Here is a 14,139-nt window from a genome sequence, read left to right as displayed (position 1 = left end):
AACAATGCATTGTTGGCGTCAACTAGCATTGCGGATTTGTCCATAGTGAGCGGCCTCTCGTTACGATAATTGCCTACGCAATCAAGTCAATATGCAGCGAGGTGCATACCGTCACAAATGACCGACAGGATGCGTCATCGCCTACCGTTCTCTTGCGTCGTAGCCGATCCCTAACGCCCTCATGCACAAGGAGTGCCATGGACATCAAGACCGTCCGCGAAGCCGCCTTCGCGATGCCGCTCACGAGCCCCGCTTACCCGCCCGGCCCGTACCGCTTCATCCACCGAGAATTCTTCATCATCACGTACCGCACCGACCCGGCCAAGCTGCGCGCCATGGTGCCGGAACCCCTGGAGGTGCCCGAACCGCTGGTTGCCTACGAGTTCATCCGCATGGCCGACTCCACCGGCTTTGGCGATTACACCGAAAGCGGCCAGGTGATTCCCGTCACCTACGAAGGCAAGCCCGGCACGTACACGCTCGCGATGTATCTGGACGACCATCCACCCCTGGCCGGCGGACGTGAAATGTGGGGCTTTCCCAAGAAGCTCGCCGCGCCCAGGCTCGTGACGGACAAGGACACGCTGATCGGCACGCTCGACTACGGCCCCGTGCGCGTGGCAACCGGCACCATGGGTTACAAACACCGCGAGCTGGACCTGGCCGAGCAGAAACGTCGCCTGGAGCGCCCTAACTTTCTGCTCAAGATCATTCCGCATGTGGACGGCAAGACCGCGCGCATCTGCGAACTATCACGCAATTACCTGATCGACGTCGACATGAAAGGCGCCTGGACGGGTCCGGCGTCGCTGGAGCTGGCCCACCACGCGCTGGCACCCGTGGCCGAACTGCCCGTGCTGGAGATTGTCGAAGCCCGACACATCATTGCAGACCTGACCCTTGGCATGGGCGAGGTCGTGTTCGATTACCTCGCGCAGTAACGCCCGCCCGAACGCCCTCTTTTTTTTTCCGTCAACCCTCGGAGTACACACATGTCTGATTTGAAAGGCAAAGTCGCCGTCGTCACGGGTGCCGCCAGCGGCATCGGCAAGCAGATCGCCCTCACGCTCGCCGGTTCGGGTGCGGCCATCGCCATCGTTGACCTGAACGAAGACGGCGCCAAGGCCGTCGCCAAAGAGATCAGCGATGCAGGCGGCAAGGCGATCGGCCTGCGCATGGACGTGACCGACGAACAAGCCGTGGACAGCGGCATCGACCGCGTGGCTGAAGAGCTCGGCTCGGTCGACATCCTCGTGTCGAACGCCGGCATCCAGATCGTCAACCCGTTCGTGAGCTACTCGTTTGCCGACTGGAAGAAGATGCAGGCCATCCACGTCGACGGCGCGTTTCTGACCACGCGTGCCGCGCTGCGCCACATGTACAAGGACAACCGTGGCGGCGTGGTGATCTACATGGGCTCGGTGCACTCGCACGAGGGCTCGCCGCTCAAATCAGCCTACGTGGCGGCCAAGCACGCGCTGCTCGGCCTGAACAAGGTGCTGGCCAAGGAAGGCGCGGCGCATAACGTGCGTTCGCATGTGGTGTGCCCCGGTTTTGTGCGCACGCCGCTGGTCGAAAAGCAGATTCCCGAGCAGGCCAAGGAACTCGGCATCAGCGAAGACGAGGTCGTGAAAAAGGTCATGCTGGGTGATACCGTGGACGGCGTGTTCACCACGGTGGAAGACGTGGCCGAGACGGTGCGCTTCCTGGCCACGTTCCCGAGCGCTGCGCTGACCGGCCAATCGTTCGTGGTGAGCCACGGCTGGTTCATGCAATAAGTCTCTGCACACGCAAGGAGGTTGGAGGAGATATGCCCGCACCCAAACTACGCGTGGCCGCAAGCAAGCGGCCCACACCGGCAGAATCATCGCGCCCGGCAGATGCACCGCTCACCACGGCACAGCGCATCGTGCTGCCGGCGTACGAGAACATCGCGCTGGTGCTGCAAGGCGGCGGCGCGCTTGGCTCGTACCAGGCCGGCGTGTTCGAAGGGCTGGACGAAGCCGGCATCGTGCCGAACTGGATTGCGGGCATCTCCATCGGGGCGCTGAATACGGCCATCATTGCCGGCAATGCGCCCGAGCATCGGCAAGCGAAGCTGCGTGAGTTCTGGCAGATCATCACGCAGCCGACGTTCTCGCCGCCGCTGCCTGACATCCTGGAAAACGCCTGGTTTGACGGCAATGCGCATCTGCGGAAATGGCTGACCGCCATGCAAGCCGCCGATACGCTGCTCGAAGGCCAGCGCGGCTTTTTTACACCGCGCTTTCCCGCTCCACTGCCAGCCAACGAAGTCGACCCGCTCGAAGCCAGCTATTACGACACCACGCCGCTCAAGGCAACGCTGGAACGCCTGTGCGATTTCGACCGCATCAACGATGGCGGCATCCGCGTGTCAGTGGGCGCCGTGAACGTCCGCACGGGCAACCTGGAAGCCTTCGACAACACCGAGCGCCGTCTGCGCGCAGAGCACTTCATGGCATCGGGCGCGCTGCCGCCGGGCTTTCCGCCCGTGCTGATCGACGGCGAGTATTACTGGGACGGCGGTGTGGTCTCCAACACGCCGCTGTCGTATGTGCTGGGCACCAAGCCGCGCCGCGACACGCTGGTGTTTCAGGTAGACCTCTGGAGCGCGCTGGGGCCGGTGCCCAACACGATGATCGGCGTGGCCAGCCGACAGAAGGACTTGCAGTACTCCAGCCGCACGCGGCTTACTACCGACTGGATGGAGCGTTCGCAATCCACGCGCCGGCTCATGCGCAAGCTGCTTGATCACCTGCCACCCAAGGAGTTCGAGCGCACGCAGTGGTACAAGCACGCGCAGGAGATGGCCTGTACCAAGCGCTACAACGTCTTCCACCTCATCTACGCTGCCAAGGAACACGAAGGGCCGGGCAAGGACATCCAGTTCGGGCCGTCGACCATGCGCGACCACTGGGCTTCGGGCCTGGCGGATATTCGCGAATCGCTCTCGCACCCGGAGTGGCTGGAGATGCCCGATAACGACACGGGCTTCGTCACGCATGACATCCACCGCCATCCGGGCGTGGAGCGGGAAGACAAGCGGCTCTGAGCTGTTCGCCGCTGAATTCTCCGAGTCGCACTACTTCCGTGCGGCCGGCATGTGCAATGCAGTCGACAGCGGCGGCCGCGGCAGCGCGGCCGTCCATGCACGGCGGATCACCGCGCTGATCTGCTTGTAGACCTCTTTCGAGATCACCGTTTCGGCCAGCATCGTGTCGATCTTGCTCTGGCCGATGTAGAGCGCGAACAGCACGAGCAGACGCTTTTCCAGAGCGGCGCTGTAGTCGCCAAACTTCTCGCGCAGCTCGGCCAAGCCCTCTTCCGCCGCCTCGATCCGAGCAATCAACACACCGTCGAGCAGGTCTGCCATGCGCTCGCCGAGCACAGGTTGCAGCGATGCACGGTTGTACGCGCGCAAGCGCTCCAACACCGTCTGGCGGCAAATAAGCAATTCAAAGCGATCGGCCAGCGCGTTGGCCAGCGGGCGGTCGATATGCACCACGCGGTGCAGCCAGACCGCGAACCGGTAGCCGGCGTGCTTGGCCAGGATGCGCCGCGATGCACGCTTGTAGCCAAGACGCCCCTCCGTGCGCGCCGCGTCGATCATGTCCGCGGTGTTGCGCATCATCGCGTCAAGGTTGCGGATGGAGACGAGGCCGTTGCCGTACTCGGGAATCAACTCGCGCTCACGCGTGGCGAGCGAAACAAGGCCGATGGTCAGGCGCTCGCGTTCGGACAGCGCTTCCTCAAGGTTCAGCTCGACCGCGCCGGCCGCGACCTCCCGCCGATACACCTCCGCTGCCTGATCCGTCGCACCCGAAGTGAAATGGAAATGCCCGCCGATGCGGCGCATGGTCGATTCCACTTCCTCTGTCGACATGTTCAGCGCCTGGCCTTGCAGGGCCTGCTCTTGCGGCGACAACTGATCCAGCCCCAACTGGCGCATCACCCAGCGCAGCGTGGCGCCATTGAAGAGCACGCTCACCAGCACAAAGCCGGTGGCGAGGATGGTGACGAAATGGCGATCCGCCTCGCGCACTGCCTGGTTCTCCGCCACACCTAGCGCCAGCACCAACGTGACAGCACCACGCAGGCCGCCCCATGCAATCGCCAGCTTGTAGGCATGACTGACCGGCGCGGAGAGCTTGAGCCACGCGAGCGCGGGCAACAGGCCAAACAGCACCGCAAGGCGCGCAGCAAGTGCAGCCAGCACGATCACCGCCAGCCACAGCGCGTCTTTCCACACCACGCCGTGCAACAACTCCGGCACCCGCACCGCAGCCAGCAAGAAGACCACCGCCCCGGCCAGCGCAGCAATCTGCTCCCAAATGAGTTGCAGGTGCGACCAGTTGCGGGGCGTCAAGCGCGTGCGCCCCAGCGCGCCAATCACCAGCCCCGCGCACACCACCGACACCACGCCCGACGCGCCCAGCATGTTTTCGGCCACGAGATACAGCGGGTACGGCAGCGCCAGCGTCCAGGCGGCTTCGGCCTGAGCAATGCCACGCAACGCCGGCAGCAGGAATGCGGCGATGCGCCCGGCAATCAATCCGAACACCACGCCGCCGCCGAACGCCTTGGCCAGTTCACGCAGGCCGGTGCCGACGGTGGCGTCCCCGCCGTGCCCCGTCAGCATCGCAAGCAGCACGCCCATGATGGCAATGGCCGCGGCGTCGTTGAGCAGTGCCTCGCCCTCCACCAGGCGGATCAACCGTGCCGGCGCACCCACGTCGCGAAATACCGCAATCACAGCGGATGGATCGGTCGTGGCAATCATCGCGCCGAGCAGCAGGCACGTGACGATGCCGAACGGCGTGACAGCGGCCGCCGCGAGCCCGATCACGCCCGTGGCGACCACCACGGCCACGATGGCCAGCATCAGGATCGGTGCGGCATCCGGCGCCATGCTCCGCACATCAACCGACAGCGCTGCCTGAAACAGCAGCGGCGGCAGGAACAGCCACAGATACGCCTCTGCCGGCCAGCTCGGATCGACGAGCGGCGCGAAGAACGTGGCCGCGGAGGCCGGCGCGCTGTTCTGCACGATCACATAGGCGCCGCCGATGCCAATGCCTGCCAGCGCCAGCAATGTCGATTCCGGCAACGTCAGCCGCGAGGCCAGCATCTGCACCAGCGCCACCACAGCGAGCAAACCGCCCGCCACCAGCAACAGGATGACGACGCCGTTCACGAGGCGGTCTCCCGCGAGGCCAGCCAATCCGCACGTTCAGCATCGGTCAGGTCCGGCACGACAGCCGTGCCGGTTTCGGCAGCGGCCACGGCGGCTTCGAGCACGGCCATGACAGCCACAGCCTGCACGGGCGGGACAGGGTTCGCGCGCAGGCCGAGGATGGCGTCGTGCACAGCGGCATAGTAGGCGCGCTGGTCGCCTGCGGGCGTTGCAATGCGGGTTTCGGTCGAGGTTGCGCCGTCAATCAGCAGGCCCGCGTCATCGTCCACACCCCAGCCTTGCGCGCCGGGCTGCATGCCGGCTAGCAGTTGCGCTTCCTGCTGGTCCATCCGGCGCTTGATGAACGAACCGCGCGTGCCATGGACGACCCAGCGCGGCGAGCCGCCCGCCACCAACATGCTCGCGTGAAGGACTGCTCGGCGCTCGCCCACTTCCAGCACGACGTGCGCCCAGTCCGGCGTTTCGGCGCCCGGCCGCTGGCGTGCAAACGAGGCACTCACCGCATCCGGCAGGCCGAGCAGTTGCAGCGCCTGGTCGATCAGGTGCGGGCCAAGATCGAACCAGATGCCCGTGCCATGCCCCGCCTGCTCGCGCCAGCGCGCACGTACCTGCGGACGATAGCGGTCGAAATGCGCCTCGACGTGCATGGCTTTGCCGATGGCGCCACCGGCAATCGCGGCTTGCACGGCCAGGAAATCGCTGTCCCAGCGGCGGTTCTGAAAGACCGACAGCACGCGCCCCGTTTCACGCGCCGCCCGAGCCAGATGCCGCGCCTCTGCCAGCGTGACGGTAAACGGCTTATCCACCACGACATGTTTGCCTGCGCGCAACGCGGCTTCGGCCAGCAGTGCGTGACGGTCGTTGGGCGCGGCAATGACAACGAGGTCGGCTTCCGCATGCGTTGCCGCCGCCTCGGGCGTGCAGACCACAGCATTAGGTCGATCCGCCTGCACGGCGTCTGGCCGGTTGGAGCCGATGACCTGCAAATGCAGCCCGGGCGTGGCGTCGATCAACGCGGCGTGAAACAGCTTGCCGGCGTAGCCGTAGCCCACCAAGGCGGCTCTCAACGGCATCTGGTGTGATGAATGCGACATATCAGAAAGATGGCAGAAATCCGGCAAATGAGACGGTTATGGCGCAACTTGGTGCCTGAAACATCGCGGTATGCCATGAAAAATTGCGGCGCACAAGATCGGCAAACGTTGCCCCTCGTCAAAAGCTCGCCTTAACTCTCTTGTAAATAGGAATTGTTCTCATTATTATCTGCGTCTTCATATTCTGAAGGCGCCAACCTCGGGGGAGGGAGTCGCGCCCTACTTTTCACTTTACGGGAACTGCAATGCCGCCGAAACGTTTGTGCCTGTCTCTGGCCGTCCTTGGAACGCTGCCGTTTGCCCAGGTGGCAACTGCCGCCGACACCGTTGCCGCAGCCGACGCCGGTACGTTGCCGACGTCCACGGTCAAGGGTACGCGCACCAGCACGAGCTACGACACGCCCATCGCGAACACCGCCACGAAGATTCCCGTGCCGTTGCGCGAGATTCCGCAGTCGGTGAACGTCGTGCCGCGCGCAGTGATCCAGGACCAGGGCGCGCTGTCGATCAACGACACCCTGCGCAACGTGCCGGGTGTGTCGGCCTCGCTGGGCGACGCGCAGCGTGACCAGGTGACCATTCGCGGTTTCTCGTCGATCAATGACCAGTACGTCGACGGTCTGCGCGATGACTCGCTTTACTTCCGTGACCTGTCCAACGTCGATCGCATTGAAGTGCTGAAGGGCCCGGCGGCCGTGCTGTATGGGCGTGGCTCGTCGGGCGGCATCATCAATCGCGTGACCAAGAAACCGCTGGCGACGCCGTTGGCCGAGGTGGGCGTGGTGGTGGGCACCGAGCGCCAGAAGCGCGCCGAGTTCGACCTGAATACGTCCATCAACGACGACGCCATCCGCGCGCGCATCACCGGCGCGGTGGAAGATTCGGGCGGTTTCCGCAACGACTACTTCCTGCGCCGCCAGGCGATTTCGCCGTCGTTCCTGTTCAATCTCGCGCCAGATACCAAGCTGACGGTGCAGTTCGACTACCTGCACGACAAGCGCATTGCCGATCAGGGCGTACCGTCGTACCACGGCCGCCCGGTCGACGTGCCGATCGAAACGCGCTATGGCTCCGCCAATGCCGCTGCCGGCAACGTGGAGTCCACTGTCAAGAGCGTGACCGGCACGCTAGACCACCGCTTCAACGACAAATGGTCGTTCCACAGCGTGGTGCGCAACTACGAGTACTCGCTCGGCCGCAACAACTATACGACCGTCAGCCGCGTCACCGACGGGCCGATCCCGACTGTCACCCTCACCGTCAACCAGCGCAACCGCAGCGACCGCGGCACGCTGTGGCAGAACGAGCTGACGCAGAAGGCCGAGACCTGGGGCATCCAGCACACGCTGCTGTACGGCATCGAGCTGGGTTACCAGGACAAGAGCGACCGCGTGGCCGCTGCGCCGGGCAGCACGACCTACAACCTCTTCAACCCGACGCTGCAGGTGTTGCCGACCGTACCCGGCAACGCCGTGCCGACCAACTACGGCCTCTCGCACAACGAGACGTATGCGGCGTACGTGCAGGACTTGATCAAGTTCTCGCCGCAATGGACGGTGCTCGCCGGCCTGCGCTATGAAATCCTCAAGCAAAGCCGCGACGACCTGACCGCGCGCAATGTGGATCTGTCTCGCACCGACAAGCCGGTCAGCCCGCGCCTGGGCGTTGTGTATCACCCGATCGAGCCGCTTTCGCTGTACGCGTCGTACAGCCGCTCGTTCCAGCCGCTGGCGGATAGCTTCACGTTCTTCCCGAACAGCGGCGCGCTGGCCCCGCAATCGACCACGAACTACGAGATCGGCGCCAAGTACGACCTCTCGGCCGGTGCAAGCGTCACGGCCGCACTGTTCGACATGAAGCAGACGAACCTGACGGCGGCGGATCCCGTCACGCTGCTGGGTGTGCCCATCGGCACGCAGCGCACGCGCGGCCTGGAGCTGTCGTTCACCGGCGAGATCGTGAAAACCTGGTCGCTGATGGCGAGCTATGCCTACCTGAACGGCCGCCTGGAGAACCCGAACGACCGCAGTAGCAGCGTGGCGGTCAACGGCAACCAGCCGTCCCTCATGCCGCGGCATAGCGGCTCGGTATGGCTGAAGCACGATCTGCCGAACGGCTTCTACGTGGCCGGCGGCGTGCGTACGGAAGCTGCGCGTTACGCATCGCAGTACAACCTGACGACGCTGCCCGGCTACATGACCGTCGACCTGGGCGCCGGTTATCGCAGCAAGCACGTTGATGTCACGCTGAATCTGCAGAACCTGTTCAACCGCGCGTACTACGTGTCGGCTCACGGCGGCGCCGAGAACTACAACATGCCGGGTGCCCCGCGCATGGCGCTGCTCGGCGTGCGCTACAAGATGTAAGCGGCTGTAAGTGGCAAACGCGATGCTGCGACGGATACTCTTCCGCCTGCACTGGCTGATCGGGTTGTCAGCCAGTATGGTGCTGGCCGTCGTTGGCGCCACTGGCGCGCTGATGGCCTACGAAGACGAACTGCTGCGGGCGCTCAACCCCGGCGTGCTCAGCCTGCCCGCGCGCACCGGCCCTGCGCCAACTCTGCCGCAGGTGGCTGCGCAGGCGCGCGCCGCCATGCCCGAGCGTCCTGTCACTTTCATCACCGCCGCATCCGACCCGACCGAGCCGTGGCGCGTCTGGTATGCGTGGCCGCCCGGCAAACACGGCGGCAGCAGCCGTGGGGAGCTGCGCTACATCGATGCCGCAACCGGCACGTTATTGCCCGAAGCGCGCGGGCAGCGCTTCTTCGCCACCGTCAAACTGCTGCACCGCACCTTGCTTGCCGATGAGATCGGCAAGCAGATCGTAGGAGCGAGCACGATTGGGCTCGTCGTCATGGCCCTTTCCGGCTTGTATCTGCGTTGGCCGCGCCGCGTAACGAACTGGCGAAGCTGGCTCGTCATCCGCTGGAGCCGCGCAGGCCGCATCCGCTGGTGGGATGTACATACCGTCATCGGAACGCTGGTGCTGCCGCTGTATGTGCTGGCCGCCTTCAGCGGCCTGTATTGGGCGTATGACTGGTACCGCGACGGCCTGCAGCGCCTGGCCGGCATGCCGGTTGTAGCCAAGGCAAAACCGGTGGAGGGCCTGCGACAACCACTCGAAGATGCGGCAGTTGAGCGCACGTGGAACGCTTTCCTCGTCAACGCGTCGAACTACGGAACGGCCACCCTCCGCATCGACGATGCCCGCACGGGCAAGGTCGATATCAACTGGCTGCCGGTCGATGCACCGCACGACCGCGCCTTCAATCGATTGACGCTGGACGCCAGCACCGGAGCCGTCCTCGGCAACGAATCCTTCGCAGCAAAGCCGCCAATGCAACGCCTGCTGGCAGGCATGTTGCCGCTTCACAATGGACGCTATTTCGGGCCGATCGGCATCGTGCTAGTGTTGGTTGGAGCGTTGATGCTGCCGGTGTTTGCAGCAACGGGGTGGTGGCTTTATCTGGATCGGCGCCGACGCGCGCAACCGCAGCGCAAACGGGCATCCGCGGCGACACGTCCTTGCTGACACTGTAGGGACGTCGACGCGATGTCGGGCGCCTCAACACAACAAGGACAACACCATGGTCATCGAAAAATCCCACGACCTTTCCCTGCGCCCGCTGGAGCGCAATGACCTGCGCTTCGTGCACGAGCTGAACAACGACGCGAAGATCATGCGTTACTGGTTCGAAGAACCGTACGAAACCTTCACTGAACTCTCACAACTCTACGACCGCCACGTGCACGACCAGCGCGAGCGCCGCTTCATCTGCGAGAACAATGCCGGCGAAGCCGTGGGTCTGGTCGAGTTGATGGAGCTGAACTACATCCACCGCCGCGGCGAATTCCAGATCATCATCGCGCCCAGCTGGCAAGGTCACGGCTATGCGTCAACAGCAACGCGGCTGGCCATCGACTATGCATTCATGGTGCTGAATCTGCACAAGCTGTATCTCGTTGTAGACGTGGTGAACGAACGCGCGATCCACGTGTACGAAAAATGCGGCTTCCAGCGCGAAGGCGAACTGATCGAGGAGTTCTTCAGCAACGGCGCGTATCACAACGCCTTGCGCATGTGCGTGTTCCAGCGGGACTACGTAAAAGCGATCCGCAACGCCAGCTAACTCGGGCTGCACGCACCTACGCCGTGTGCAGCCACGCATGCAATTCGCGCTGCCCGGCTTCGGTCATGCTCAGTGCGCGCGAATGCTTCTGCCGCGCCAGCCACCCCAGTGCGATGCAGCGTTCTGCCACGGCGGCTCCGAGCGCGCCGGCCAGATGCGGGCGCCGCTCGCTCCAATCCATGCAACCGTAAGCAAAGCGGCGTCGGCCGTTGCGCAACGCGTTCACATCGACGCCGATGGCGGCCAGCGCCTGCTCACCCTCGGGCGTAACCTCATAGGCGCCGTGCGTGTCATCGAGCTGCGTCAGCCAGCCGCGCGACAGTAGTTTCTCCGAGACCTCCGTGCCAAGCTGACCAGCCAGGTGGTCATAACACAGGCGCGCCGCACGCAAGTTTTCAGGCACGGTCGAGCGTCGTGGGTCGGCCGGCTTTTCAGGTGCGACCACCAGCAACGATTCGATCATCTCCGCCACCGCCGGCGAGCGCAGCCCGAAGTACTTGTAGCGCCCGCTGGATAGCGAGGTGATGAGCGCATCGGCCTCAAGCCGGCGCAAGTGCGCGCTGGCCGTCGCTGGCTCCACGCCCGCGCCGTAAGCGAGCTCCTTGGCGGTAAGCGAGCGGCCCTCCATCAACAGCAGCAGCATGCGGATGCGGGTCGGATCACCAATGGTGGCGGCCACGCGGCCGATGTCAGGCTGAGTTGTCGATTCGGTGGCTGAGGAAGATGCGGTCATGGTTCGATGGAGACCAAACTGTTGGCGCGTGACAGGCGGGCGGGCAGTCCAGACAATGGGAGCCATCTTACTCCCGCGCCCCACGCTGATGACTGCCCTGGACATCGCCCCGCCCGCCGACGCGCTGCAAGCCATCGCGCATGCCGACCCGGCCCCCTATTACGCCGAACTTGCGGCCAACCGCCCGTTCTTCTTCGATGCCGCCCTCGGGTGGTGGGTCGCAGCCAGTGCCGAAGCCGTGGACGCTGTACTCGGCAGCGCTGCCTGCCGCGTACGGCCGGCCGATGAACCCGTGCCCAGGGCCGTGGCCGCGACGCCCACGGGCGCATTCTTCGGGCGCCTCGTGCGTCAGATCGACGGGCCGGACCACAGCGCGCGCAAGGCCAAGGTGATGGCCGCGCTGGGCCAGTTGGATGTGTCGGCGCTGGCCGGCCGCGCCCAGCGGCATGCTCGCACTGCGCTGCCCGATGCAACGCATCTGCACGCGGCGCTGGAGACGGATGCTCACTTCGCCGTGCCACTCGCCACGATCGCGCAGACGCTGCTGGGCGATCACGCCGATGCGCCTGCCTGCCAGGCTGACATTGCCGCGTACCTCGCCGCGCTCGGCCCCGGTGCCAGCGCAGCAGCCATTGCACAAGCTGATGCCGCAGTCGACCGCCTGCAGCGCCGCTTTACCGACTCACCGCTCGCTAGCGTTGCTGATGACGGCGACGCAGAGATCACCAACCTCGCCGCCCTGCTCGCGCAAACCTACGACGCCTGCGCCGGGCTGCTCGGCAACTGCATCGTCGCGCTGTCGCGGCACTCGGGATTGGCGACACGGCTGCGCGCGCAACCGCATGCCATCGAGCCCTTCGTGCGCGAAGTCCTGCGCCGCGATGCGCCCGTGCAGAACACGCGCCGCTTTGTCGCGCACGATGTTGTGCTGGTCGGCCAGTCGCTGCGTGCGGGTGACAAGATCCTGGTGCTACTGGCCGCCGCCAACGTGGACGGCACGGCCAACCCGGACCCACTACGCTTCGACATCGACCGTGCAAAGCCGCATCTGTGGACGTTCGGCCGCGGCGCGCACCGCTGCCCCGCCGACGCATTGGCAACCACCATCGCGCGCGAAACGGTGCTGCATCTGCTGAGCCTGTCAGATATCGACCGGTGGCTTGCCAGCCTTGGTGAGGTGGCGTATCGCCCGTCGCCCAACGCGCGTATCCCCAGCTTTCACGCTTGAAATTGCAGAGAACGAAACCGCTGCAAAAACACCCCACACCTCACTGGAGCCTTGCCATGATCGCCGTCATCTTCGAAGTCGAGCCCGCACCGGGCCAGCGCGACACCTACCTCAACCTCGCCGCGCGGTTGAAGCCGCTGCTTGAGCAGGTCGACGGCTTTATCTCGGTGGAGCGCTTCCAGAGCATCACCAACCCCGACAAGATGCTGTCGCTGTCGTTCTTTCGTGATGAAGAGGCCGTCAAGGCCTGGCGCAACATGGAGCAGCACCGCGGCGCCCAGCACGCCGGCCGCGACCACGCATTTGCCGACTATCGGCTGCGCATCGCCCATGTGATGCGCGACTACGGCATGACCGAGCGCGCCGAAGCCCCGGCCGACAGCCGCGCCGAGCACGCCTGAGCGCCCCGTACGGCGCCCCAATAGGGCCCGGTGTGACGCCTTTTGCGCTCACCGGGCACCGCCTTTGCTTAGTCAGTTAGAACCCGCACGGCCGAGCGCGCCGCACCACGGCATCGGCATGCCCCCGTGCGCAACGATTGCAAAGGAATTGTCATGTCTACCGCTTTTCATGAGGCCGAACGTGAGCCGCAAGCCGCTCCTGCACGTACCGTCCAGAGTCCTGTACGTTATGCCGTGGTCGGCGCCGGTTGGATTTCACAGGCCGCGTTTCTGCCGGGCGTGGCACAGAGCGGCAACTCCGTCGTCACCGCGCTAGTTACCGGCGATGAGGTCAAAGCCACGGCACTGGCCGACCGCTACGGCATCGAGCACGTGCACGGTTATGCCGACTACGACCAGTTGCTCACCTCCGGAGATATCGACGCGATCTACCTCGCGCTGCCCAACGACATGCACAGGCAGTACGCCCTGCCCGCCCTGCAGCGTGGCATCCACGTCCTGCTTGAAAAGCCCATGGCCACCAGCGAAGCCGATTGCGAAGCGATGATCGAAGCAGCCCGCAACGGCAACGCAAAATTGATGATTGCCTACCGGCTGCATTTCGAGCCCGCCACGCTGGCCGCCATTGAGCTGGTGCGCGCAGGCAAGCTCGGGCGCATCCGGGCGTTCTCGGCCATGTTCAGCCAATCGGTGGCGCCGTCCAACCACCGCGCCAGCCATGGCTATTGGGCCGGGCCTGTGTCGGACATGGGCGTGTACCCCATCAACGCGGTGCGCAATCTGTTTGGCGAAGAGCCGGTGGAGGTTTCAGCCTGCGGGGTTCGCGACCCCGATCTGCCCTTCAACTTCGATGACACCGTCAGCGTAACGCTGCGCTTTGCCGACCACCGCGTCGCACAGTTCGTGGTCAGCTACAGCGGTGCGAGCATCGATCAGTACCGCATCCTCGGCACCAAGGGAGACCTGGAAGTCTCACCCGGCTTCATGTTCGGCGTGGGGCTGAAATACCGCGCCACAATCGACGGCAAGACGCACGAACAAGCGTTTGGCGCGACGGATCAGTTTGGCGGCGAGCTGCAGTACTTTTCCGATTGCATCCTCCGCAACCGCGAGCCCGAACCCAACGGCGAAGAAGGCCTGGCCGACGTGCGCGTACTGGCCGCCATTGAGCGCGCGCTGGAATCCGGCCAGCCCCAAAACCTTGGGCCGTTCCAGCGTCAGGGCCGCATGGAAACTGCGCAGGTGCGCAAGCTGCCGCCCGTGCCCTCGCCAGAACTGGTGGACGCGGCTGAACCCAGCAGGGGATAGCAATCAGGGAAAGAAAAACGCCCGCAACGAA

12 protein-coding genes are annotated in these 14,139 nt (G+C 64.7%); 9 read left to right on the top strand and 3 right to left on the bottom strand.

The genetic code is table 11. The annotated features are described in order from the left end of the window. The first annotated feature begins 197 nt into the window (after positions 1 to 197). The 3 genes from BG83_RS0121745 to BG83_RS0121735 are packed head-to-tail and all read left to right on the top strand — an operon-like array spanning position 198 to position 3,073. The gene (locus BG83_RS0121745) at positions 198 to 941 is read left to right on the top strand and encodes an acetoacetate decarboxylase (RefSeq protein ID WP_024978710.1); all 744 of its coding nucleotides are present in this window, start codon (positions 198 to 200) and stop codon (positions 939 to 941) included. A gap of 51 nt (positions 942 to 992) precedes the next feature. Beyond that, on the top strand, positions 993 to 1,778 hold the full coding sequence (locus tag BG83_RS0121740) for a 3-hydroxybutyrate dehydrogenase (RefSeq protein WP_024978709.1): 786 nt from the start codon (positions 993 to 995) through the stop codon (positions 1,776 to 1,778). 32 nt (positions 1,779 to 1,810) lie between these two features. Further along, a complete protein-coding gene (locus BG83_RS0121735; protein WP_024978708.1) occupies positions 1,811 to 3,073 on the top strand; it encodes a DUF3734 domain-containing protein in 1,263 nt (420 codons plus the stop codon). Between the two features lie 30 nt (positions 3,074 to 3,103). On the opposite strand, the gene BG83_RS0121730 is transcribed toward BG83_RS0121735, so the two are convergent. After that, positions 3,104 to 5,215 (bottom strand): cation:proton antiporter, encoded by a 2,112-nt coding sequence (locus BG83_RS0121730; protein WP_024978707.1) that lies wholly within the window; start codon positions 5,213 to 5,215, stop codon positions 3,104 to 3,106. Then, positions 5,212 to 6,288 (bottom strand): oxidoreductase, encoded by a 1,077-nt coding sequence (locus BG83_RS0121725; protein ID WP_024978706.1) that lies wholly within the window; start codon positions 6,286 to 6,288, stop codon positions 5,212 to 5,214. Before BG83_RS0121725 ends, BG83_RS0121730 begins: the two co-directional genes overlap by 4 nt. Before the next feature lie 266 nt (positions 6,289 to 6,554). On the opposite strand from BG83_RS0121725, the gene BG83_RS0121720 reads away from it, so the two are divergent. From BG83_RS0121720 to speG, 3 genes are read left to right on the top strand one after another with little or no spacing between them, the layout of a single operon-like run. Further along, positions 6,555 to 8,675, top strand: a complete 2,121-nt coding sequence (locus BG83_RS0121720; protein WP_024978705.1) for a TonB-dependent receptor — start codon at positions 6,555 to 6,557, stop codon at positions 8,673 to 8,675. A gap of 10 nt (positions 8,676 to 8,685) precedes the next feature. Further along, entirely contained in the window at positions 8,686 to 9,840 is a 1,155-nt protein-coding gene (locus tag BG83_RS0121715) for a PepSY-associated TM helix domain-containing protein (RefSeq protein WP_235193236.1), read from the top strand. A 55-nt stretch (positions 9,841 to 9,895) separates the two neighbouring features. Further along, entirely contained in the window at positions 9,896 to 10,438 is a 543-nt protein-coding gene (speG, locus tag BG83_RS0121710; RefSeq protein WP_024978703.1) for a spermidine N1-acetyltransferase, read from the top strand. Positions 10,439 to 10,454: 16 nt separating this feature from the next. On the opposite strand, the gene BG83_RS0121705 is transcribed toward speG, so the two are convergent. Then, positions 10,455 to 11,171 carry an ArsR/SmtB family transcription factor gene (locus BG83_RS0121705; RefSeq protein ID WP_024978702.1) on the bottom strand — a complete coding sequence of 239 codons (717 nt, stop codon included), beginning with the start codon at positions 11,169 to 11,171 and terminating at the stop codon, positions 10,455 to 10,457. Between the two features lie 88 nt (positions 11,172 to 11,259). On the opposite strand from BG83_RS0121705, the gene BG83_RS0121700 reads away from it, so the two are divergent. The 3 genes from BG83_RS0121700 to BG83_RS0121690 all read left to right on the top strand — a co-directional run bounded on the left by BG83_RS0121700 (position 11,260) and on the right by BG83_RS0121690 (position 14,108). After that, on the top strand, positions 11,260 to 12,399 hold the full coding sequence (locus BG83_RS0121700) for a cytochrome P450 (protein WP_024978701.1): 1,140 nt from the start codon (positions 11,260 to 11,262) through the stop codon (positions 12,397 to 12,399). Positions 12,400 to 12,455: 56 nt separating this feature from the next. Then, entirely contained in the window at positions 12,456 to 12,800 is a 345-nt protein-coding gene (locus tag BG83_RS0121695) for an antibiotic biosynthesis monooxygenase family protein (protein WP_024978700.1), read from the top strand. 153 nt (positions 12,801 to 12,953) lie between these two features. After that, positions 12,954 to 14,108, top strand: a complete 1,155-nt coding sequence (locus tag BG83_RS0121690) for a Gfo/Idh/MocA family protein (RefSeq protein ID WP_024978699.1) — start codon at positions 12,954 to 12,956, stop codon at positions 14,106 to 14,108. The last annotated feature ends 31 nt before the right edge of the window (positions 14,109 to 14,139 follow it).

The sequence above is a fragment of the Ralstonia pickettii genome (assembly GCF_000607165.1).
Classification (GTDB): domain Bacteria; phylum Pseudomonadota; class Gammaproteobacteria; order Burkholderiales; family Burkholderiaceae; genus Ralstonia; species Ralstonia holmesii.
Note: the sequence above shows the minus strand (reverse complement) of the source record. Positions and strands in the feature narration are given on the sequence as shown.